The organism is Oryzobacter faecalis, assembly GCF_046764005.1.
Classification (GTDB): domain Bacteria; phylum Actinomycetota; class Actinomycetes; order Actinomycetales; family Dermatophilaceae; genus Oryzobacter; species Oryzobacter faecalis.
This window is the reverse complement of record NZ_JBKOFW010000007.1, coordinates 45,133-64,817: the sequence shown is the minus strand read 5'-3', so window position 1 is coordinate 64,817 and position 19,685 is coordinate 45,133. Positions and strand designations below refer to the sequence as shown.

Genomic DNA, 19,685 nt, shown 5'->3' with positions numbered 1-19,685 from the left:
TCACACCTTGTCTTCCTGTTTCGTGGCGAGCGCGTCCACCGGCGACCAGCCCTCGCCCTCGGTCTCGTCGCGAGGTCTGGTCAGACGCTAGGTGGCGACACCGACAGCGGTCATCAGGTGCCGTGGAGCCTGTGGACGAGTGCCTCCGGGGGCGCCACCTGTGGATGACAGTAGCCGAACACGTGTTCGACCTCGGGCATTGACCGGCGACACGCCGGTGACCTGTGGTCGAATCGCCCCGTGCCCACCGCCGACGGCCACGAGCGCCCCCTCGCCGCGCGCCGCCGCCTCTCGGTCGAGCGCATCCTCCCCGGCCTGGTCACCCTGCGACACTACGAGCGGCCCTGGCTGCGCGGCGACCTCCTCGCCGGGGTCACCGTCGCCGCCTACCTCGTCCCCCAGGTCATGGCCTACGCCCAGATCGCCGGCCTCCCCCCGGCCACCGGACTCCTCGCGATCCTCGGTCCCACCCTCGCCTACGCCCTCCTCGGCTCCTCCCGGCAGCTGTCGGTGGGCCCGGAGTCGACGACCGCCCTGATGACGGCCACGGCGGTCGCGGCGCTCGGGGTCAGCGGCCCCGACGAGTACGCCGCCCTCGCGGCCGCGCTCGCGGTCGTCACCGGCCTGCTCTGCCTCGTCGGCTGGCTGGCCGGCCTCGGCTTCCTCGCCGACCTGCTGAGCAAGCCCGTGCTCGTCGGGTACCTCGCGGGCGTCGCCGTCCTCATGGTCGTCAGCCAGCTCGACACGCTCACCGGCATCCCCGTCGGCGACGGCTCGCTCCCCGAGCAGGTGTGGGACGTCGTCCGGGGCGCCGGCCGGGTCCACCCGCCGACGCTCGCGCTCGCGGGCGTCCTCCTGGTCCTGCTGCTCCTCGCGTCGTGGCGCTGGCCCCGCCTGCCCACCCCGCTCCTCGCGGTCCTCCTCGGCGCCGCCGCCGTCGCGGTCCTCGGGCTGCGCGAGGCCGGGGTCGAGACCGTCGGCGCCCTGCCCGGCTCGCTGCCCGGCCTCACCCTCCCCGACCTCTCCCCCGACGCCGTCCTCGCGATGCTCGGCCCCGCCCTCGGCATCACCGTCGTCGCCTACTCCGACAACGTCCTCACGGCCCGCGCCTTCGCCGACCGACGGGGCGAGCGGGTCGACGCCGACCAGGAGTTCCTCGCTCTCGGGGCGGCGAACGTCGCCGGCGGGCTCCTCTCCGGCTTCCCGGTGAGCAGCAGCGGCAGCCGGACCGCGATCGGCGACTCGATGGGAAGCCGCACCCAGCTGCACTCCCTCGTCACCCTCGTGACCGTCCTCGTCGCGGTGTTCGCGCTCGCCCCCGTGATCGCCGCCTTCCCCAAGGCCGCCCTCGGCGCCCTCGTCGTCTACGCCGCGATCCGCCTCGTCGACGTCGCCGAGATCCGGCGGGTCGCGCGGTTCCGCCGCAGCGAGCTCGTCCTCCTCGTCGCGACCACCCTCGGCGTCTTCGTCCTCGGGGCCCTCGGCGGCATCCTCCTCGCCGTCGGGCTCTCGCTCGGCGACCTGCTGCGGCGCGTGGCGCGGCCGCACGACGGCATCCTCGGGTACGTCCCGGGGCTCGCGGGGATGCACGACGTCGACGACTACCCGACGGCGCGGCAGGTCCCCGGGCTCGTCGTGTACCGGTACGACTCACCGTTGTTCTTCGCCAACGCCGAGGACTTCCACCGCCGGGCGACGGCTGCCGTCGACGACGCCGAGGACGCGGTCGAGTGGCTGCTGCTCAACGCCGAGGCCGTCGTCGAGGTCGACCTCACCAGCCTCGACGCGCTCGACCTGCTGCGCACCGAGATGGAGGCCCGCGGCGTCGTCCTCGCCCTCGCCCGCGTCAAGCAGGACCTCCTCGACGACCTCGAGGCGGCGGGCCTGGTCGACACCATCGGCACGGACCGGATGTTCCCGACCCTGCCCACGGCGGTCGAGGGCTACCTCGCGTGGCACGAGCGCGAGCACGGGCGGCCGCACCCCTTCGGGCGCACGCCGCCGACGGTGCCGCCTACCGCCGGGTCTTGACCGTCACGATCGGCGTGTAGGCCGAGCAGCCCACCGCGTTGCAGGCCTGCAGCCGGTACCGGAACGTGGTCGAGCGCACGAGCCCGCCGTCCGTGTACGAGGTCGTCCCGGCCGGCACCGTGGTGAGGTAGCTCGGGGTGCAGCGCCCGCCGAGGCAGCGCTCGATGCGGAAGTTCTGCTCGTTCGACGAGGCGTCGGTCCACGTGAGGAGGATGGCCGTGGCCGACAGGGCGCTCGCGGTCAGCCCGGTGGGGGCGTCGGGCACCGTCTCCGGTGGCGGCGGGGGCGGCGCGGCCTGCGTCGTCGCGTACACCGGCCCGGTCCACGCCGACACGTCCGCCCCGCGCACGGAGCGGATCCGGTAGCCGTAGGTGGTGCTCGCGTCGAGACCGGTGTCGGAGAACGAGGTCGAGCCCGCGGCCGGGGAGGTCCGCGGCGCGAACCCCGTGCAGCCGGGGCCCGTGCACCGCTCCACGTCGAAGCCGGTCTCGTCCGACGAGGCGTCGGTCCACGCCAAGGACACCGCGGAGCTGGACGTCGCCGTCGCCGAGAAGCCGGTGGGAGCCGCCGGCGGGGGCGGGGGCGGGGGTGGTTCGGCCGCTCCCACCGCCCCGAACACGTCCGCGACGAAGGACCCTGCGCCCGAGAACGACTCGACCCGCAGGCCCCACGTACCCGCGGCCGCGCTCGCGACGCCGAGCGTCTCGAACCGGCCGGGTGCCGCGCAGTTGCCGTTGGTCGCCTCGAGCATGCAGCGGCTCATCGCGACGACACTGCCCGACGGGCTGACGAGGTAGGCGTCGAGGTCGGGCGCCCACTCGTGGCCGTACCAGCAGGTGGTGCCGACGGGGAGGACGCAGGTCGCCGCGCCGTTGGCCGTCCGCACCGTCACCCCGAGGGGGCGTCCCGCGCTGGTCACGGTCACCGGGAAGGTCTGGACCGCACCCGAGGCGACGGACCCCTGGACGACGAGGTGGTCGGCCCACGGCGCCGTTCCGGCTGCCAGCGTCGGGACGAGGGCGGAGAGGAAGGCGCGCGCGTCGACGAGGCCGGCACCCCACTCGGTGTCCGGTCCCGGGGCACCGGCGTCGCGCGCCGACGACCGCAGCGCGGCCTTGACCGCGGCCGGGCTGGCACCCGGGGCGGCCTCGAGGCCCAGGGCCACCACCCCGGAGACGAAGGGCGTCGCCATCGAGGTGCCGGAGTACGTCGCGTACGAGCTCACGGTGTTCGCCCTCGCGGCGACGACGCTGAGGCCGGGGGCGACGACGTCGGGCTTGACCGGGGCGGCCGGGTTCGTCGTCGGGCCGCGGCTGGAGAAGCCGGCGAGGTACAGGGACGTGTCGGAGTCCGACGCCCCCGCGAGGCTCGACGGGTCGGAGGCGGCGCCGACCGTCACGACGTCCGTCGCGACCCCCGGCGAGGAGATCGTGCCGGGCGCGTCGCCGGAGTTGCCGGCCGCCACGACGACGACCTTCCCCGCGGCGACGGCGGCGTTCGACGCCACGCTGCCGGCATCCGACCCGTCCGACCCCGGGCTGCCCAGTGACATCGAGATGACCGAGACGTCGGGACGCGCGGCGCACCACTCGATGGCGGCCACGACGTTCGCGTCCGAGCCGGAGCCCGCGCTGTTGAGCACCTTCGCGCCGATGAGGGAGGCACCCGGTGCGACGCCGCCGTACGGGGCGTCCGCCGACCCGACGGGACGCCCGGCGGCGATCCCGGAGACGTGCGTGCCGTGGCCGTGGTCGTCGTAGGGCGTGGTCCGCGCGTTGACCCAGTCGCGCCACCCGACGACGCGCCCGGCCAGCTGCTCGTGGTTCGGGTCGATCCCGGTGTCGACCACGCAGATGCCGACCCCGTCGCCGTCGAGGTCGCCGTCGCTCGCGGCACCCGTGGCCCGGGCCGCGACGACGCCGTAGTCGAGGTTCCCCGACGCGTCGAGGGCCCGGGCGACGCCGTCGAGCTCGACGCGGGTCACCCCCGGCACGCGGGACAGCGCGCGGACCTGGGCGGCGGTGACCGTGGCCGAGAACCCCGTGAACGAGCGGTACACGGTGCCGACGTCGATCGAGGGGGCCGCTCGCCGGGCCGCACCCGGAGTCGTGCCCTGGACGATGACGCCCACCCGGTCGGAGGCCGACGCGCGGGCCACGGCGGCGGCGAGGTCGTCGGCCACGCCGTCCCGGTCGCGGTCACCCTTGCCGGGGGACGACGCCACGTGGCCGCTCTCGCCCGCCGCGGGACCGGGTGCGGGCGCGGCGCCCGCGGGCCCGGCCGGGGCGGCGGCGAGGAGGGCGGCGGCGGCCAGGACGGCGGCGGCGCCGGCGGTGCTCAGTCGGACAGGGGTCGACATGGGCCCTCCCTCGCGCTCGGACGCTCCGCGCCAGCCTAGGGACGCGGACCACTCCCCGTCGATGATCCGATCGGGCCATGCCGGGGCCCCGCCCTCCGGGTCCTCAGGTGAGGAGGAGCTTCTCGATCCGCCGCGAGGCGCCGAGCACCCCGACCGCCCCGAGGACGAGCAGGTAGGCGACGTGGACGAGGATCCCCCGGTCGACCTCGCCGAGCATCAGCGCCCGCTCGAGCTCGACCCCGTGGTAGAGCGGCGTCGCCTGCACGACCCACTGCACGGGCGCCGGGTACGTCGACAGGGGGAAGAACGTCGCCGAGAACAGGAACATCGGCTGCGCCGCGAGGGTGACGAACTCGAAGTGCTGCCACGTCGTCATGTACGTGGTGGCGAACATCCCGATCGCGCCGAAGGCCAGCCCGATGAGGACGGCACCGGGCAGCGCGAGCAGCGCCCACCACGATCGGACCAGCCCCGCGGCGAGCGCCACGAGGAGGAACATCGCGGAGTACAGCGTCCCGCGCATCAGCGACCAGGTGATCTCGCCGACGGCGATGTCGCGCGGGCCGACGGGCGTCGCGAGCATCGCGTCGTAGAGCCTCTGGTAGCGCAGCTTGAAGAAGACGTTGAACGTGCTGTCGTAGATGGCGCCGTTCATCGCCGAGGCCGCGAGCATCGCGGGGGCGACGAACGCCGCGTACGGCACCGCGTTGCCGTACTCGGTCTCCACGTCGCCGACGATCGCACCGAGCCCCACCCCGAGGGAGAACAGGTAGAGGACGGGCTCGGCGAACCCGCTGAGGAAGATCAGCCACGCCCTCCGGAACGCGGTGACGTTGCGGGCGACGACGTGCCGCGCCAACCCCGCCCCGGCGGGGAAGGGCAGGGCACGCGAGGCACGGGTGGCCTGGTCGAGGGCGCTCACGTCACGAGCCGCTTCGTGAAGCCCCGGCGGGCGAGCACCCACCCGGCCAGGACCCAGGCGACGAGGACGAGCAGGTGCCCGGCGCCCGCGGCACCCGGCGCGAGGCCCGCGGACGCCGCCCGGCACAGCTCGACCCCGTGCCAGAGCGGGGTGACCCACGCGACGGGCTCGAGGACGGCCGGCAGCGAGGAGACGGGGAAGAACGTGCCCGAGAAGAGCATGAGCGGGGACATGACGAACCGGTTGAGGACGCCGAAGCCGTTGTCGCTGTCGAGCCGGGCCGCGAGGGCGAAGGTCGGGACGGCGAAGGCCAGCCCGGTGAGGGTGGCGAGCGGGATCGTCGCGAGCACCCACCACGAGGTGAACGCCCCGAGGAGGCTGCCGATGGCGACGAAGGCCGCCGTCGCCGAGGCGAGGTGGAAGGACACGACGAGCAGGTGCCCGCCGAGGACCTCGACGACCCCGAGCGGCGAGGCGAGCATCCCCGCGTACATCTGGTTCCACTTCAGGTACCCCATGACGGGGTACGTCGACTCCCCGAAGGCCAGCCACATCGCCTGGACCGCCACGAGGGCGGGCGCCACGTACTGCAGGTACGGCACGCCCCCGGGGCCGTTCGCCCCGGAGTCGACGAGCGCGCCGAGCCCGACGCCCATCGACAGCAGGAACAGCAGCGGGCTGAGGAGGCGGCCGACGACCGAGCCCTTCCACGTGCGACGGTAGACGAGGAGGTGGTGCCCGGTGACGGCGACGAGCCGCTCGCCGAGGCCGAGCGGGGGCCGGGGGCCGGGCGCGAGGCGACCACTCGGGAGCGCGAGGGTCGTGGGGCGGATCGGCGTCGTCATCGAGGGGTCAGTCGACGAGGGTGCGGCCGGTGAGGAAGAGGAAGACGTCCTCGAGGGAGGAGCGTCGCACCAGCGAGGAGAGCGGCGCGACACCGCGCGCGTGGAGCTCGGCGAGGGCGCTGTCGCCGTCCTCGGTGTAGACGAGGAGCCGGTCGGGGAGGATCTCCAGGCGCTTGCCGACCCCGTCGACGTCACCGACGAACCGCTCCTGCTCGTCGGCGTCGAACCGCAGCTCGACGACCTCGCGCGTGGAGTAGGACGCGATGAGCTCGCGCGGGCTGCCCTCGGCGACGATCCGCCCGTGGTCCATGACGACGAGCCGGTCGCACAGCTGCTCGGCCTCGTCCATGTAGTGCGTCGTGACGATGAGGGTGACGCCGCTGCGCTTGAGGCGGAACAGGCGGTCCCACAGGATGTGCCGCGCCTGCGGGTCCAGGCCCGTCGTCGGCTCGTCGAGGAGGAGCACCTCCGGGTTGTTCATCAGGGACCTGGCGATGGTGAGCCGGCGCTTCATGCCCCCGGACAGCGGCTCGACGCGCTCGTGGCGCCGGTCGGTCAGCTGGGCGAAGTCGAGCAGCTCGTCGGCGCGCTCGCGCACCTCGGAGCGCGAGAGGCCGAAGAAGCGCCCGTAGACCCAGAGGTTCTCCTCGACGGAGAGGTCCTCGTCGAGGATGTCGCGCTGCGGGCAGACGCCGAGCCGGGCGCGGATCTGCGGGCCGTGGGTGGCGGGGTCCATGCCGAGGATCGTCAGCTCGCCCGCGGTGACCGGCGAGACGCAGCCGATCATCCGCATCGTCGAGGACTTGCCGGCCCCGTTGGGACCGAGGAACCCGAAGGCCTCACCCCGGTTGACCTCGACGTCGACGGCGTCGACGGCCGTGAAGTCGCCGAAGCGCTTCGTCAGCCCCCGCGCGCGCAGCAGGACGTCGTCAGTCACGTCCGCACGCTAGAGGATTTCCCGTTCAACCACACCTCGGGCGAAGGGCCGGTGGCACGGACGTGCCAGTCCGGCGGGTCTCGCTGTGAGACGTCTCAGGGACGGCGCGGGTCGCGGCGGCCGTGGCGCCGTTCCTCGGGCACGTCCATGGCCGCGCAGAGGGCCCACCAGACGGTGCGCGGGGACTCGCCGGCCTCGAGCGCCTCGACCGCGGTGCGGCCCCCGAGCTCGGCCATGACCTGCGAGCGCGCCAGGGAGGACGCGTAGGCCGACCCGAACTCGTCGTCCATGCGGGACCAGAACTCCGACAGGCGCACGGCGGGGACGCTACACCGGGCCGGTCGGGGCCCCTCGCGCGGGCGGCATACTGGGCCCCATGCGCCTGATCACCGCCGCTGGGGTGCCCACCTCGCTGGCCCGCGTCCACGAGCCCACCGCCCCCCCGGTCCGCGTCGGACTCGTCCAGCACGCCTGGGACGAGGACGCCGACCGGTTGCGCGCCACCCTCCTCGAGGGGGTCGGCACGGCCGCCGACGCCGGCGCCCGGGTCGTCTTCCTCCCCGAGCTCACGCTCTCGCGCTACCCCGCCGACACGCTGCCGAGCGGGCGCCCCGACGTCACGGCCGAGTCCCTCGAGGACGGCCCGACGATGGCGTTCGCGCGCGAGGCCGCCGCGGCCACCGGGGCGTTCGTCCACGCCAGCCTCTACGAGAAGGCGCCCGCGGTCGACGGCACCGACGACGGCCTCGGGTTCAACACGGCGGTCCTCGTCGCCCCCGACGGCTCGCTCGTCGGGCGCACCCGCAAGACCCACATCCCGGTCACCGCCGGGTACTACGAGGACAAGTACTTCCGCCAGGGCCCGCCCACCGACGCCTACCCCGTCTACGACGTCGCGGCGCTCGGGATGAAGGTCGGCCTCCCCACGTGCTGGGACGAGTGGTTCCCCGAGGTCGCCCGCGCCTACAGCCTCGGCGGCGCCCAGGTGCTCGCCTACCCGACCGCCATCGGGTCCGAGCCGGACCACCCCGACTTCGACACCCAGCCGCTGTGGGAGCACACGATCGTCGGGCACGCCATCGCGAGCGGCCTGTTCGTCGTCGTCCCGAACCGGTACGGCACCGAGGGACTCATCACCTTCTACGGCTCCTCGTTCATCGCCGACCCCTACGGCCGGGTCCTCGTCCGGGCCCCGCGCGACGAGGCGGCCGTCCTCGTCGCCGACCTCGACCTCGCGCAGCGGCAGGACTGGCTCGACCTCTTCCCCTTCTTGGCGACCCGCCGCCCGGACTCCTACGGCGCGCTCGCCGAGCCGGTGCGCGCCGAGCACCGCCGGGAGGGCTGAGCCGTGGCGTCCCCGGTGCCCGGCGCCTGGCGGATGCCGCCCGAGTGGGCGCCGCACGAGCGCACCTGGATGGCGTGGCCCTCGGCGGGCTACACCCTCGGCGACACCGAGGAGGACGCCGACGTCGCGCGCGCCACGTGGGCCGCCGTGGCCCGGGCCGTCGCCGGCTTCGAGCCGGTCGTCCTCGTGGCCGACCCCGCGGCCGCCGCCGTCGCCCGGGAGTGGGTGGGCCGCGGCGGGCCGACCGCCCACGGCATCGAGGTCGTCGAGGCCCCGCTCGACGACGCGTGGATGCGGGACATCGGGCCCACCTTCGTCGTCGGTGACGACGGCCGCCTCGGTGCCGTCGACTGGGTCTTCAACGGCTGGGGCGCGCAGTCGTGGGCGACGTGGGAGCGCGACGCCCGGATCGGGGCGTTCGTCGCCGAGCGCGCCGGGGTCGAGCGCATCGGCTCCGACCTCGTCAACGAGGGCGGCGGCATCCACGTCGACGGCGCCGGCACGGTCCTGCTCACCGAGACCGTCCAGCTCGACCCGGGCCGCAACCCCGGGCTCTCCCGCGAGGCCGTCGAGGCCGAGCTGGCGCGCACGATCGGCGCGACGACGTGCATCTGGCTACCGCGGGGGCTCACGCGCGACTACGACGAGTTCGGCACCCGCGGCCACGTCGACATCGTCGCGACGTTCGCGGCGCCGGGCACCGTCCTCCTCCACTGGCAGGAGGACGCGGCCCACCCCGACCACGAGGTGTGCGTCGAGCTCGAGGGACTCCTGTCGTCGGCGCGCGACGCCCGGGGCGAGCCGCTCGAGGTCGTGCGGGTCCCGGCCCCGAAGACCCTCGAGGACGGCGAGGGCTGGGTCGACTGGTCCTACATCAACCACCTCGTCGTCGACGGCGGCATCGTCGCCTGCACCTACGCGGACCCGCAGGACGACGCGTCGCTCGCGGTCCTCGAGGCGACCTACGAGGGGCCGCACCGCGTCGTCCGCGTCGACGCCCGGCCCCTGTTCGACCGGGGCGGCGGCATCCACTGCATCACCCAGCAGCAGCCGCGCGCCTGAGGGCGGTCCGGGTCACCGGGCCCGCACCGAGGTCTGGCCGATCGACCGATGGTGGGTCGATTCGCCTGCGCCGGAGGGCGGTCCCCTGTTAGACCCACCCTCGTGACGAGCACATTGCTCAGGGTGGGGACCTGGAACCTCGACGGACGGTGGGACTCGCGGGTCGAGTCCGCCATGGAACGCGTGGGCGCCGACGTGTGGCTGCTCACCGAGGTGCCCGACGAGGCGGTGCCCCCGGGGTACCGGGCCTCGTGGTCGGTCGCCCCGCAGGTGGCGGGGCGGCACTGGGCGGCCGTCCTCGTCCGCGACAGCGTGCGCACCGTGGCCCGCTGGGACGGCGACCTCCACCCGGCGAGCGCGGCGATGGTCGTCGGCGGGCTCGTCTTCTGCAGCTCGGTCCTGCCGTGGCGCTCGTGCGGGCGGGAGGCTCCGTGGCAGGGCGGCACGACCGCCGAGAAGACCGCGGCCGTCACGCGCCGGCTGGCCGACTCCCTGCCCCGCGGGGCGACGGTCTGGGGCGGCGACTGGAACCACGCCCTCCACGGCCCCGAGCGCGCCGGCAGCCTCGAGGGTCGCGAGCACCTGCGGGAGGCGGTGGAGAAGCTCGACCTGCGGGTCGTCACCGCCGAGTGCCCGCACCGGGTCGCCGGCCTGTCGACGATCGACCACGTCGCCGTGCCCGCGGGGACGTCGGTCCGCACCGTGCGCCGGGTGGAGATGAAGGCCTCGCGGCGCCACCTCACCGACCACGACGCGTACGTCGTCGACCTGCGCGCCGGCGGGTCACGTCGCCGGAGGACGACCGCCTGAGGACGACCGCCCGAGGTCCCCGGCGTGGCGCCACGCCATCCGGGGTCCGTCGGCGTCCGGCGCTGCTAGTTTCGCGCTGCGCCCGGGGGGCGTGTGCAGGGGGATCACATCGCACACGGAGGTCATCCATGGCATCACCACGTCGGCGACGGCGCATCGCGTCCGTCGCCGCACTGTCCGCCGTCCTGCTCGTCGCGTCCGGCCAGGCGGCCCTCGCGGCGGCACAGCACGGGTGGAAGGACTCGGCGGGCTGCAACTTCTCGGGCAGCGGGTCGCACTTCCGGCTCGACGTCCGCACCACGGCGAACGACAGCTGGAGCACCGTCAAGCTCCCGGGCGGGAAGAACTCGGCGGGCAACTGGAACAACACCGCCCGCCTGAAGACGACGAACTGCAACGGCAACCCGACGAGCGAGAAGGTCAGCATGACGTGGACCATCACCGCCGAGGGCTGGGGCATCAACTGCGGGGTCGGCTTCCCGGCCAGCGTCAGCTGCACGGGGTCGGGCAGCGCCAAGACGCTGACGATCCACCAGACCGAGGTGTGGACCGGTTCGGACGGCATCGCCCAGTTCACCATCGGGTCCGGCGAGACCTGGACCTTCGACGACGGCACGTTCGGCGACACCGAGAAGGTGTGCGGCAAGGTCCACGTGCGGTCCTACGCGGGCTCCGGCCTGGGAATGGATGCATACGCATGCGTGGACGCGGACTGAGCATCGGGGCCGCGATCGCGGCCCTGGCCCTCTGGACGGCGCCGATGGCCTGGGCCGGCAGCTGGCAGAGCTTCTCCATCTCCGAGGTCGACGGCGGCACGACGGTCGCCAAGGCCTCGGGCAGCTTCTACTCCTCCTACGTCGACAACAAGCTCGAGTTCCGGGGCACGCTCACCGTGAAGTCGGGCGAGTGCGGCTACGTGAAGTTCGGCTACCAGAACCCCAAGCCGTGGGACGACGTCAGCGGCTCGGAGCACTGGTTCGACGCCAAGCCGCGGGTCTGCGGGGGCAGCGTCGGGTTCGACACCGCCCGCTGGACGATGTACGGCAACGAGCTCGCCTTCGTGAAGGTGTGCCAGGAGGTCTGGGGCTTCGACGACTGCGAGACGCGCACCCTCGTCGTGGCTCCCTGACGTCCGAGCGACCGACACCGGGGCGGCGGCGCGGGGGACCGCGCCGCCGCCCTGCCGTGGGGACGGGGCCGTGTCGGTACGGGGTGGCAGGCTGGGCGGCACATGGCAGACGACGTCCTCGACCGGTTCTCCCCCGCCACGGCCGCGTGGTTCCGGGGAAGCTTCAGCGCACCCACCGCGGCCCAGGCCGGCGCCTGGGAGGCGGTGAGCGGCGGGCACCACGCCCTCGTCGTCGCGCCCACCGGCTCCGGCAAGACGCTCTCGGCCTTCCTCTGGGCCCTGGACCGGCTCGCCTCGCAGCCGGTGCCCGAGGAGCGGCTGCGCCGGTGCCGCGTCCTCTACGTCTCGCCGATGAAGGCCCTCGCCGTCGACGTCGAGCGCAACCTGCGCAGCCCGCTCGTCGGCATCCGGCACGCCGCCACCCGGCTCGGGCTGGCCGAGCCCGACATCACCGTCTCGGTCCGCTCGGGCGACACCCCGGCCGACGAGCGGCGGGCGTTCGCCCGCACGCCCACCGACGTCCTCATCACCACCCCGGAGTCCCTCTTCCTCCTCCTCACGTCCGCGGCGCGCGAGGCGCTGGCCGGGGTCGAGACCGTCATCGTCGACGAGGTCCACGCCCTCGCCGGCACCAAGCGCGGGGCGCACCTGGCGTTGTCCCTCGAGCGCCTCGACGCGCTGCTCGGGGCGCCGGCGCAGCGGATCGGGCTGTCCGCCACCGTCCGGCCGGTCGAGGAGGTCGCGCGCTACCTCGCCGGCGGACGGCCCGTCGAGGTCGTCCAGCCTCCGTCGACCAAGGAGTGGGACCTCACGGTGGTCGTCCCCGTCCCGGACATGGCCGAGCTCGGGCAGCCCACCGGCGACCTCGCGGGCGCGGCGTCGGGCCAGGAGCGGCGGGCCTCCATCTGGCCGCACGTCGAGGAGCGGATCGTCGACCTCGTCGCCGACCACACCTCCACGCTCGTGTTCTCCAACAGCCGCCGTCTCGCCGAGCGGCTCACCACCCGGCTCAACGAGATCTGGGAGGAGCGCACCGAGGCCGCCGGCGGCGCCGACACCGTGGGGGCCGCCGACGCGACACCGCGGCCCGCCGCGCTCACGGGCACGCCCGCGGCGGTCATGGCGCAGTCCGGCCAGTCCTCGGGGGCCCCTGCGGTGCTGGCGCGGGCGCACCACGGGTCGGTGAGCAAGGAGCAGCGGGCGAGCATCGAGGAGGAGCTGAAGTCCGGGCGACTCCCGGCCGTCGTCGCCACGAGCAGCCTCGAGCTCGGCATCGACATGGGCGCGGTCGACCTCGTCGTCCAGGTCGAGTCGCCGCCGTCGGTCGCGTCGGGGCTGCAGCGCGTCGGGCGCGCCGGGCACCAGGTCGGCGCCGTGTCCCGCGGGGTGCTCTTCCCGAAGTTCCGCGGTGACCTCGTCCAGACGGCCGTCGTCGTCGAGCGGATGCTCGCCGGCGAGATCGAGGCCCTCCACGTGCCGTCGACCCCGCTCGACGTCCTCGCCCAGCAGGTCGTCGCCATGTGCGCCCTCGACGACTGGGCCGTCGACGACGTCCTCGCCCTCGCCCGCCGGTCGGCGCCGTACGCCACGCTCACCCGGCCCGTCCTCGAGTCGGTGCTCGACATGCTCGCCGGCCGCTACCCCAGCGAGGACTTCGCCGAGCTGCGGGCGCGCATCACCTGGGACCGCCTGTCCGACGTGCTCACCGGGCGGCGCGGGGCGCAGCGCCTCGCGGTGACGTCGGGCGGCACGATCCCCGACCGCGGCCTGTTCGCTGTCTTCCTCGCCACGGGCGAGGGGCCGGGGCGGCGGGTCGGCGAGCTCGACGAGGAGATGGTCTACGAGTCGCGCGTCGGCGACCTGTTCACCCTCGGCACGACGACGTGGCGCATCGAGGACATCACCCACGACCGCGTCCTCGTCACACCCGCGCCCGGGCTCCCCGGGCGCCTGCCCTTCTGGAAGGGCGATTCCCAGGGGCGGCCGGCCGAGCTGGGGCGCGCCGTCGGGGCGTTCGTCCGCGAGGTCGAGGGGCTCCCCCCTGCCGACGCCCGCGCGCGGGTGCGGGCCGCCGGCCTCGACGACTGGGCCGCCGACAACCTCCTCACCTACCTGCGCGAGCAGCGCGAGGCCACCGGGCACGTCCCCGACGACCGCACGATCGTCGTCGAGCGGTTCCGCGACGAGCTCGGTGACTGGCGGATCGCCGTCCACTCGCCCTTCGGCGCCCAGGTCCACGCCCCGTGGGCGCTCGCCGTCAGCGCGCGGATGCGCGACCGGTTCGGCGTCGACGTCCAGGCGATGCACGGCGACGACGGCATCGTCCTGCGGCTGCCCGACCTCGAGCTCGACGAGGTCGACGGCGTGGGCGGCCCGGGGGGCCGCGGGGTCGGGCGCGAGCTGCTCGACCTCGTCACCCTCGACCCCGACGACGTCCGCGCCCTCGTCACCGAGGAGATCGGTGGGTCGGCCCTGTTCGCCTCGCGCTTCCGCGAGTGCGCCGCCCGGGCGCTGCTGCTCCCCCGCCGCCGCCCGGACCGGCGCCAGCCCCTGTGGCAGCAGCGCCAGCGCGCCTCGCAGCTGCTCGAGGTCGCCAGCCGCTACCCGACCTTCCCCATCGTCCTCGAGGCCGTGCGCGAGTGCGTCCAGGACGTCTTCGACGTCCCCGGCCTCGTCGACCTCATGCGCGACATCGGCTCGCGCCGGGTCACGGTCGTCGACGTCGAGAGCGCCACCCCCTCACCCTTCGCGAAGTCCCTCCTGTTCGGCTACGTCGCCCAGTTCCTCTACGAGGGCGACTCCCCGCTCGCCGAGCGCCGGGCGGCGGCCCTCGCCCTCGACCCCTCGCTCCTCGCCGAGCTCCTCGGCACCTCCGAGGGGCTCGCGCTGCGCGACCTCCTCGACGCCGAGCAGGTCGCCCGCACCGAGGCCGAGCTGCAGCGGCTCACGCCGGAGCGGGCCGCCCGCGACGCCGACGACGTCCTCGACCTCGTCCGCGGGCTCGGGCCGCTCTCCACCGAGGCCGTCCTGACCCGCTGCCGGGAGGGCACGACCGGCGACGACGTCGAGCGGTGGCTCGGGGGCCTGCGCGAGCAGCGGCAGGTCATCGAGGTCCGGGTCGCCGGTGAGCAGCGGTGGGCCGCCGTCGAGGACGCCTCGCGCCTGCGCGACGCGCTCGGCGTCTCGCTGCCCCCCGGCGTGGCCCAGGCCTTCCTCGAGCCGGTCGACGACCCGCTCGGCGACCTCGTCGCCCGGTACGCCCGCACCCACGCCCCGTTCCACGCCACCGAGGTCGCGCGCGCCTACGGGCTGGGCATCGCCGTCGTCCACGCCGCGCTCGCGCGCCTCGTCTCCTCCGGCCGGGTCGTCGAGGGCGAGCTGCTCCCCACCGGCGGCGGCGGAAGCGAGTTCTGCGACGCCGAGGTGCTGCGGATGCTACGGCGCCGCTCCCTCGCGGCGCTGCGCGCGGAGGTCGAGCCGGTCACCCCCGTCGAGCTGTCTCGGTTCCTCCAGGGCTGGCAGGGGGTCGGCGGGCGGCTGCGCGGGCGCGACGGCCTGCTGCGGGTCCTCGAGCAGCTGAGCGGGGCGGTCCTGCCGGCGAGCGCCGTCGAGTCGCTCGTCCTCCCGGCGCGCGTCGCCGGCTACACCCCGGGGCTCCTCGACGAGCTGCTGGCCAGCGGCGAGGTGGTCTGGTGCGGCCACGGGTCCCTGCCCGGCGACGACGGCTGGGTCTCGCTGCACGCCGCCGACTCCGCGCACCTCACCCTCCCCGGGCCCGACCCCGACCGGGTCCCCGGCGAGCTCGGCACCGCCGTGCTCGACGTCCTGGCAGGAGGAGGGGCGCACTTCTTCCGCACCCTCTCCGACGCGGTGGGCTCCACCGACGACGAGGCCCTCGCCGAGACGCTGTGGGACCTCGTGTGGGCCGGCCGGGTCACCGGCGACACCTTCGCCCCGGTCCGCGCCCTCCTCGCCGGTGGCCGTACGGCCCACCGCCGCGCGGCCGCCGGGCCGCGCCGCAGCCGCTACGGCGGGCGCCGCGGACCGCTCGGGGCGCTCGGCGCCTCCTCCACCCGTCCGTCCCTGCCCACGCGCAGCGGACCGCCCCGTGTCACCGGGCGCTGGTCGTTGCTCCCCCCGGTCGACGACGACGCGACGCTGCGCGCCTTCGCCACCGCCGAGCTCCTCCTCGACCGGCACGGTGTGCTCACCCGCGGAGCCGTCGCGGCCGAGGACGTCCCCGGCGGGTTCGCGGGGGTCTACCGCGTCCTCGGGAAGGCCGAGGAGGCCGGTCGGGTCCGGCGCGGCTACTTCGTCGAGGGCCTGGGCGCCTCGCAGTTCGGCACGACCGGTGCCGTCGACCGCCTCCGTGGGGCGAGCGGCGGCGCCGCGGACCGCTCCCGGCGCGAGGGCGCGGAGGTCGTCGTCCTCGCCGCCAGCGACCCGGCCAACCCCTACGGGGCGGCGCTCGCGTGGCCCGACCGTGCCGTCGACCCCGCCGACGACGACACCGCGCCGCGGCGGCGGCACCAGCCGGGACGCAAGGCGGGGGCGGTCGTCGTCCTCGTCGACGGCGACCTCGTCCTCTACGTCGAGCGCGGCGGCAGGACGCTGCTGACCTTCGCCGAGGACCCCGACCTGCTCGTCGCGGCCGCCCGGGCGCTGGCCACCGCGGTGCGTGAGGGGAGCCTGGGCCGGCTCAGCGTCGAGAAGGCCGACGGCGGGGCGCTCCTGGGGTCGGGCCACCCGGTCGTCGCCGCCCTCGAGGAGGCCGGTTTCCACCTCACCCCTCGGGGACTGCGGATCAGGCGGTGAAGCGCCGCGGCAGCGACCGCGCCTCGTGCCACGCGGTCACGGCGAGGGTGGCCGTCACCGGCACCCAGAGCAGCCGTTCGGGCAGGCTCGGCGACGCGAGGTTGACGAGCGCGCCCACGCCGGCGACCGCGGTCAGCCCGGTGAAGAGGAGCCGCTGGCGCTCGGGGGCCCGCGGCCGCCCGGAGGCCACGGCCACCGTCGCCGCGCCCCACAGGAGCGTCGCGAGCGCCGACGCGACCCGCAGTGACGGGGGCAGGACGCCCTCGTGGAGGCCGCCGTACGCGAGGACCCCGAAGGGTGCGCCGGCGGCGAGTGACACCTGGAACGCGGTGATCCCGCCGAGGCAGGCGACCACGACCGGTCGCACGGAGTCGGCATCCCCTGCTGATGCATATCTCACAGATACGTTTCTAGCAGATACAGTGGGTCGGTGCCTAGACGCGCCCAGACCGAGGTCGCCGTCCTCGGCGCCCTCTCCACGGGCCCGATGACGGGCTACGAGGTGCGCGCGGCCATCGGCGAGACCCTCGGCCACTTCTGGCACGAGAGCTTCGGGCAGATCTACCCGACGCTCGCCGCGCTCGAGGAGGCCGGGGCGGTGCGTCCCGCACCGAGCGGGCGCCGCTCACGGACGGTCTACGAGATCACCGCCGACGGGGTCGACCGGCTGCGCGACCTGCTGTCCGAGCCGCACCGGGCGCCCCCGGCGCGCAACGGCCTGCTCCTCCGGCTCTTCTTCGGCACCCACCTGCCCGACGGCGCTCCGGCCGACCTCCTCGCCGACGCCGAACGTCAGGCCGAGGCGGCGCTCGAGCACTACGCCGAGGTCCGCGACGAGATCACCGGCGACGACAGCCCGGAGCAGGCCTACCGCACGATGACCCTGGCGTTCGGCGAGCACGTCGCCCGCGCCCAGCTCGCCTGGGCGCGCGAGTGCCTCGCCGCGCTGCCGGACGCGGAAGGGGGCGGCGCCGGTGCCCGAGGGTGACACCGTCCACCGCACCGCCGACCGGTTGCACCGCGCCCTCGAGGGCGCGGTCGTCGAGCGGTCCGACCTGCGCTGGCCCTCGATCGCCGACGCCGACCTGCGCGGCGCCACCACCGTCGAGGTCGTGGCGCGCGGCAAGCACGTGCTCCACCGCCTCGACTCCGGCACGACGCTGCACTCGCACCTGCGGATGGAGGGCCAGTGGCGCGTCGAGCACCCCGGTCCCGACACCGAACGGGCGTTGCGCCGCCGTGACCTGCGGGCCGCGGTCCTCACGTCCTCGTGGTCCGCGATCGGCCTGCGGCTGGGGATGCTCGACCTCGTCCTCACCGCCCGCGAGGGCGAGGTCGTGGGGCACCTCGGCCCGGACGTCCTCGGCCCCGACTGGGACCCCGACGAGGTGACCCGCCGGGTCACCGGCTCGACGGCCCTCGTCGGGGACCTCCTCCTCGACCAGCGCGTCCTCGCGGGCGTCGGCACGTTCTGGGCGAGCGAGCTGCTCTTCATCGAGCGCGTGCACCCGTGGACACCGGGGCGCGACCTCGACCCCGAGCGGGTGCGCGCCCTCCTGGAGCGGCTCCACCGGCTCATGGCGGCCGCGGCCCGCACCGGGTGGCAGGGCAGCACCGGCATCCAGCGGGCCGGCGAGGAGGCGTACGTCCACGCGCGCTCCGGCCGCCCCTGCCGGCGGTGCGGCGACACGGTGAGGGTCGCGATGACGGGGACGGCGCCGCGCGAGCGGACGATGTTCTCGTGCCCGACCTGCCAGGGCGGACTGGCCCCGACCGACGACGGGCGACCACAACGTCCGCTCGGGGCGTCGGGCCGCGGGGGCAGCGGCGACACCTACCGGCGCGGCCGCGCCTGAGGGGTCAGGCCGCGGAGGCCGACACGGTGTCGGCGCCGAGGGCCGGGACGTGGAGGCTGACCGGCGCGGAGAGGGTCTCGACCCGCTGGACGCGCTCCTGCACCAGCCCGAGGACGTCGCTGAGCGGGAGGCCGAGGCCGCCGCACACCGCGGAGAGCAGCTCGGAGGAGGCCTCCTTCGTTCCGCGCTCGAGCTCGCTGAGGTAGCCCAGGGACACCGAGGACGACGTGGCGACGTCGCGCAGCGTGCGGCCCTGCTCCTGGCGGATCTCGCGCAGGACCTCGCCGAGCTCGTGTCGCAGCAGGATCACGGTGCCTCCTCTCGGGCGTCGTCGGTGCTCTCGTGCTGGGTCCCACCGTACCCCGCGCCACCCACGGCGGCCCGGAGGTTGTGGAGACCCCGGCCGAGGAGCCGCAGCACGGCGTCGACGCTCGACGCGCGCACCTGCTCCCGGTCGCCGGTCAACGCGTGCTCCTCGACGAGGATTCCCCAGGGCCCGGCGGCGGCGACGAACACCGTGCCCACGGCCTTCCCGTCGGCGGGGTCGGGACCCGCCACCCCGGTCGTCGCGAGCCCGACGTCGCACCGCAGCACCGCCCGCACGCCCTCGGCGAGCTGTTCGGCGACCGGGGCGCACACGGCACCCTCGGCAGCGAGGAGGACCGGGTCGACCCCGAGGACGGAGGCCTTGACGTCGCTGGCGTACGCGACGACTCCCCCACGGACGACGGCCGACGCCCCCGGGACGCTCGTCAGGGCGGCCGCGACGAGCCCGCCGGTCAGCGACTCCGCCGTGCCCACGGTGAGGCCGCGCGCGACGAGGTCGGCCACGACGGCCGCGGCCCCGTGGTGCGGCGTCACGGCTCCGTGGTCCCGCTCGGCCGGGCGGCCCGTGCCGCCCGCTCGGCGCGCTTGCGCAGGGCCCGCTCGCTCGTCTGGCGCAGGCGCAGCGCCTGCACGAGGTAGTCGACGCCCGTGACGACGGTGACGACGACGGCCGCCCCGAGCAGGGTCCAGGCCAGGCCGTCCCAGAACGCGGGGGCCGGAAGGGTCCAGCGCGGCCAGAGGAAGAAGCCGATGCCGAACGTCTGGAGCAGGGTCTTGACCTTGCCGCCCCTGCCGGCCGCCATGACCCCGTGCCGGATGACCCAGAACCGCACGGCGGTGATGCCCCACTCGCGGACGAGGACGACGATCGTCACCCACCACCAGACCTCACCGACGGCCGAGAGCCCGACGAGCGCCATCGTCACGAGGGCCTTGTCGGCGATGGGGTCGAGCACCTTGCCGACGTTCGTCACGAGGCCGCGGCTGCGGGCGAGGTCGCCGTCGATCCGGTCGGTGAGCATCGCGACGGCGAAGACCGCGAACGCGGTCCACCGGTACGCGGCGTTCCGGCCGTCGTCGACGAGGAGCAGCCAGGCGAAGACCGGCACGAGGAGCAGGCGGAAGACCGTGAGGTAGTTCGCGATGTTCCACGCGCTCGGCCCGGTCGTGGGGACCACCGGGCTCGCCGGGTCGATGCCGGCGCGGTACGGGTCGCTGGCGCGCCCCTCGGCCAGCGGGCCGGGGCG

18 protein-coding genes are annotated in these 19,685 nt (G+C 75.1%); 9 read left to right on the top strand and 9 right to left on the bottom strand.

Features of this window, described 5'->3' with window-relative positions; all coding sequences use genetic code 11:
- Positions 1 to 240: 240 nt before the first annotated feature.
- Positions 241 to 2,031, top strand: coding sequence for a SulP family inorganic anion transporter (locus ACK8HX_RS13925; protein ID WP_411941316.1), 1,791 nt, complete (start codon positions 241 to 243; stop codon positions 2,029 to 2,031).
- On the opposite strand, the gene ACK8HX_RS13920 is transcribed toward ACK8HX_RS13925, so the two are convergent.
- The 5 genes from ACK8HX_RS13920 to ACK8HX_RS13900 form a co-directional block, all read right to left on the bottom strand.
- Entirely contained in the window at positions 2,015 to 4,390 is a 2,376-nt protein-coding gene (locus tag ACK8HX_RS13920) for a S8 family serine peptidase (RefSeq protein WP_411941315.1), read from the bottom strand. The two genes, ACK8HX_RS13925 and ACK8HX_RS13920, sit on opposite strands and share 17 nt — an antisense overlap.
- A gap of 103 nt (positions 4,391 to 4,493) precedes the next feature.
- Positions 4,494 to 5,312, bottom strand: a complete 819-nt coding sequence (locus ACK8HX_RS13915; RefSeq protein ID WP_411941314.1) for an ABC transporter permease — start codon at positions 5,310 to 5,312, stop codon at positions 4,494 to 4,496.
- On the bottom strand, positions 5,309 to 6,157 hold the full coding sequence (locus tag ACK8HX_RS13910; protein ID WP_411941313.1) for an ABC transporter permease: 849 nt from the start codon (positions 6,155 to 6,157) through the stop codon (positions 5,309 to 5,311). Before ACK8HX_RS13910 ends, ACK8HX_RS13915 begins: the two co-directional genes overlap by 4 nt.
- Before the next feature lie 7 nt (positions 6,158 to 6,164).
- Positions 6,165 to 7,094, bottom strand: a complete 930-nt coding sequence (locus ACK8HX_RS13905; RefSeq protein WP_411941312.1) for an ABC transporter ATP-binding protein — start codon at positions 7,092 to 7,094, stop codon at positions 6,165 to 6,167.
- Between the two features lie 95 nt (positions 7,095 to 7,189).
- Entirely contained in the window at positions 7,190 to 7,411 is a 222-nt protein-coding gene (locus ACK8HX_RS13900) for a DUF3046 domain-containing protein (RefSeq protein WP_411941311.1), read from the bottom strand.
- A gap of 59 nt (positions 7,412 to 7,470) precedes the next feature.
- On the opposite strand from ACK8HX_RS13900, the gene ACK8HX_RS13895 reads away from it, so the two are divergent.
- From ACK8HX_RS13895 to ACK8HX_RS13870, 6 genes are all read left to right on the top strand, one after another.
- Positions 7,471 to 8,439, top strand: a complete 969-nt coding sequence (locus ACK8HX_RS13895) for a nitrilase-related carbon-nitrogen hydrolase (protein ID WP_411941310.1) — start codon at positions 7,471 to 7,473, stop codon at positions 8,437 to 8,439.
- Positions 8,440 to 8,472: 33 nt separating this feature from the next.
- Positions 8,473 to 9,501, top strand: a complete 1,029-nt coding sequence (locus ACK8HX_RS13890; protein WP_411941371.1) for an agmatine deiminase family protein — start codon at positions 8,473 to 8,475, stop codon at positions 9,499 to 9,501.
- A gap of 102 nt (positions 9,502 to 9,603) precedes the next feature.
- Positions 9,604 to 10,311: an endonuclease/exonuclease/phosphatase family protein gene (locus tag ACK8HX_RS13885; protein ID WP_411941309.1), complete on the top strand. Its 708-nt coding sequence runs from the start codon at positions 9,604 to 9,606 to the stop codon at positions 10,309 to 10,311.
- Positions 10,312 to 10,439: 128 nt separating this feature from the next.
- Positions 10,440 to 11,027: a hypothetical protein gene (locus ACK8HX_RS13880; protein WP_411941308.1), complete on the top strand. Its 588-nt coding sequence runs from the start codon at positions 10,440 to 10,442 to the stop codon at positions 11,025 to 11,027.
- Positions 11,009 to 11,440: a hypothetical protein gene (locus ACK8HX_RS13875; RefSeq protein WP_411941307.1), complete on the top strand. Its 432-nt coding sequence runs from the start codon at positions 11,009 to 11,011 to the stop codon at positions 11,438 to 11,440. The genes ACK8HX_RS13880 and ACK8HX_RS13875 overlap by 19 nt, the downstream gene beginning before the upstream one ends.
- Positions 11,441 to 11,542: 102 nt before the next feature.
- Positions 11,543 to 16,255, top strand: a complete 4,713-nt coding sequence (locus tag ACK8HX_RS13870; protein WP_411941306.1) for an ATP-dependent helicase — start codon at positions 11,543 to 11,545, stop codon at positions 16,253 to 16,255.
- Here the strand turns inward: ACK8HX_RS13870 and ACK8HX_RS13865 are convergent.
- Positions 16,245 to 16,622, bottom strand: a complete 378-nt coding sequence (locus tag ACK8HX_RS13865; protein WP_411941305.1) for a hypothetical protein — start codon at positions 16,620 to 16,622, stop codon at positions 16,245 to 16,247. The genes ACK8HX_RS13870 and ACK8HX_RS13865 overlap by 11 nt on opposite strands.
- A 63-nt stretch (positions 16,623 to 16,685) precedes the next feature.
- On the opposite strand from ACK8HX_RS13865, the gene ACK8HX_RS13860 reads away from it, so the two are divergent.
- Positions 16,686 to 17,243 (top strand): PadR family transcriptional regulator, encoded by a 558-nt coding sequence (locus ACK8HX_RS13860; protein WP_411941304.1) that lies wholly within the window; start codon positions 16,686 to 16,688, stop codon positions 17,241 to 17,243.
- On the top strand, positions 17,230 to 18,111 hold the full coding sequence (locus ACK8HX_RS13855; protein WP_411941303.1) for an Fpg/Nei family DNA glycosylase: 882 nt from the start codon (positions 17,230 to 17,232) through the stop codon (positions 18,109 to 18,111). Before ACK8HX_RS13860 ends, ACK8HX_RS13855 begins: the two co-directional genes overlap by 14 nt.
- Before the next feature lie 4 nt (positions 18,112 to 18,115).
- On the opposite strand, the gene ACK8HX_RS13850 is transcribed toward ACK8HX_RS13855, so the two are convergent.
- The 3 genes from ACK8HX_RS13850 to pgsA are packed head-to-tail and all read right to left on the bottom strand — an operon-like array spanning position 18,116 to position 19,634.
- The gene (locus tag ACK8HX_RS13850; RefSeq protein WP_411941302.1) at positions 18,116 to 18,421 is read right to left on the bottom strand and encodes a helix-turn-helix domain-containing protein; all 306 of its coding nucleotides are present in this window, start codon (positions 18,419 to 18,421) and stop codon (positions 18,116 to 18,118) included.
- A complete protein-coding gene (locus ACK8HX_RS13845; protein WP_411941301.1) occupies positions 18,418 to 18,972 on the bottom strand; it encodes a CinA family protein in 555 nt (184 codons plus the stop codon). The genes ACK8HX_RS13850 and ACK8HX_RS13845 overlap by 4 nt, the downstream gene beginning before the upstream one ends.
- Positions 18,969 to 19,634 carry a CDP-diacylglycerol--glycerol-3-phosphate 3-phosphatidyltransferase gene (gene pgsA / locus ACK8HX_RS13840; protein ID WP_411941370.1) on the bottom strand — a complete coding sequence of 222 codons (666 nt, stop codon included), beginning with the start codon at positions 19,632 to 19,634 and terminating at the stop codon, positions 18,969 to 18,971. Before pgsA ends, ACK8HX_RS13845 begins: the two co-directional genes overlap by 4 nt.
- Positions 19,635 to 19,685: the final 51 nt, after the last annotated feature.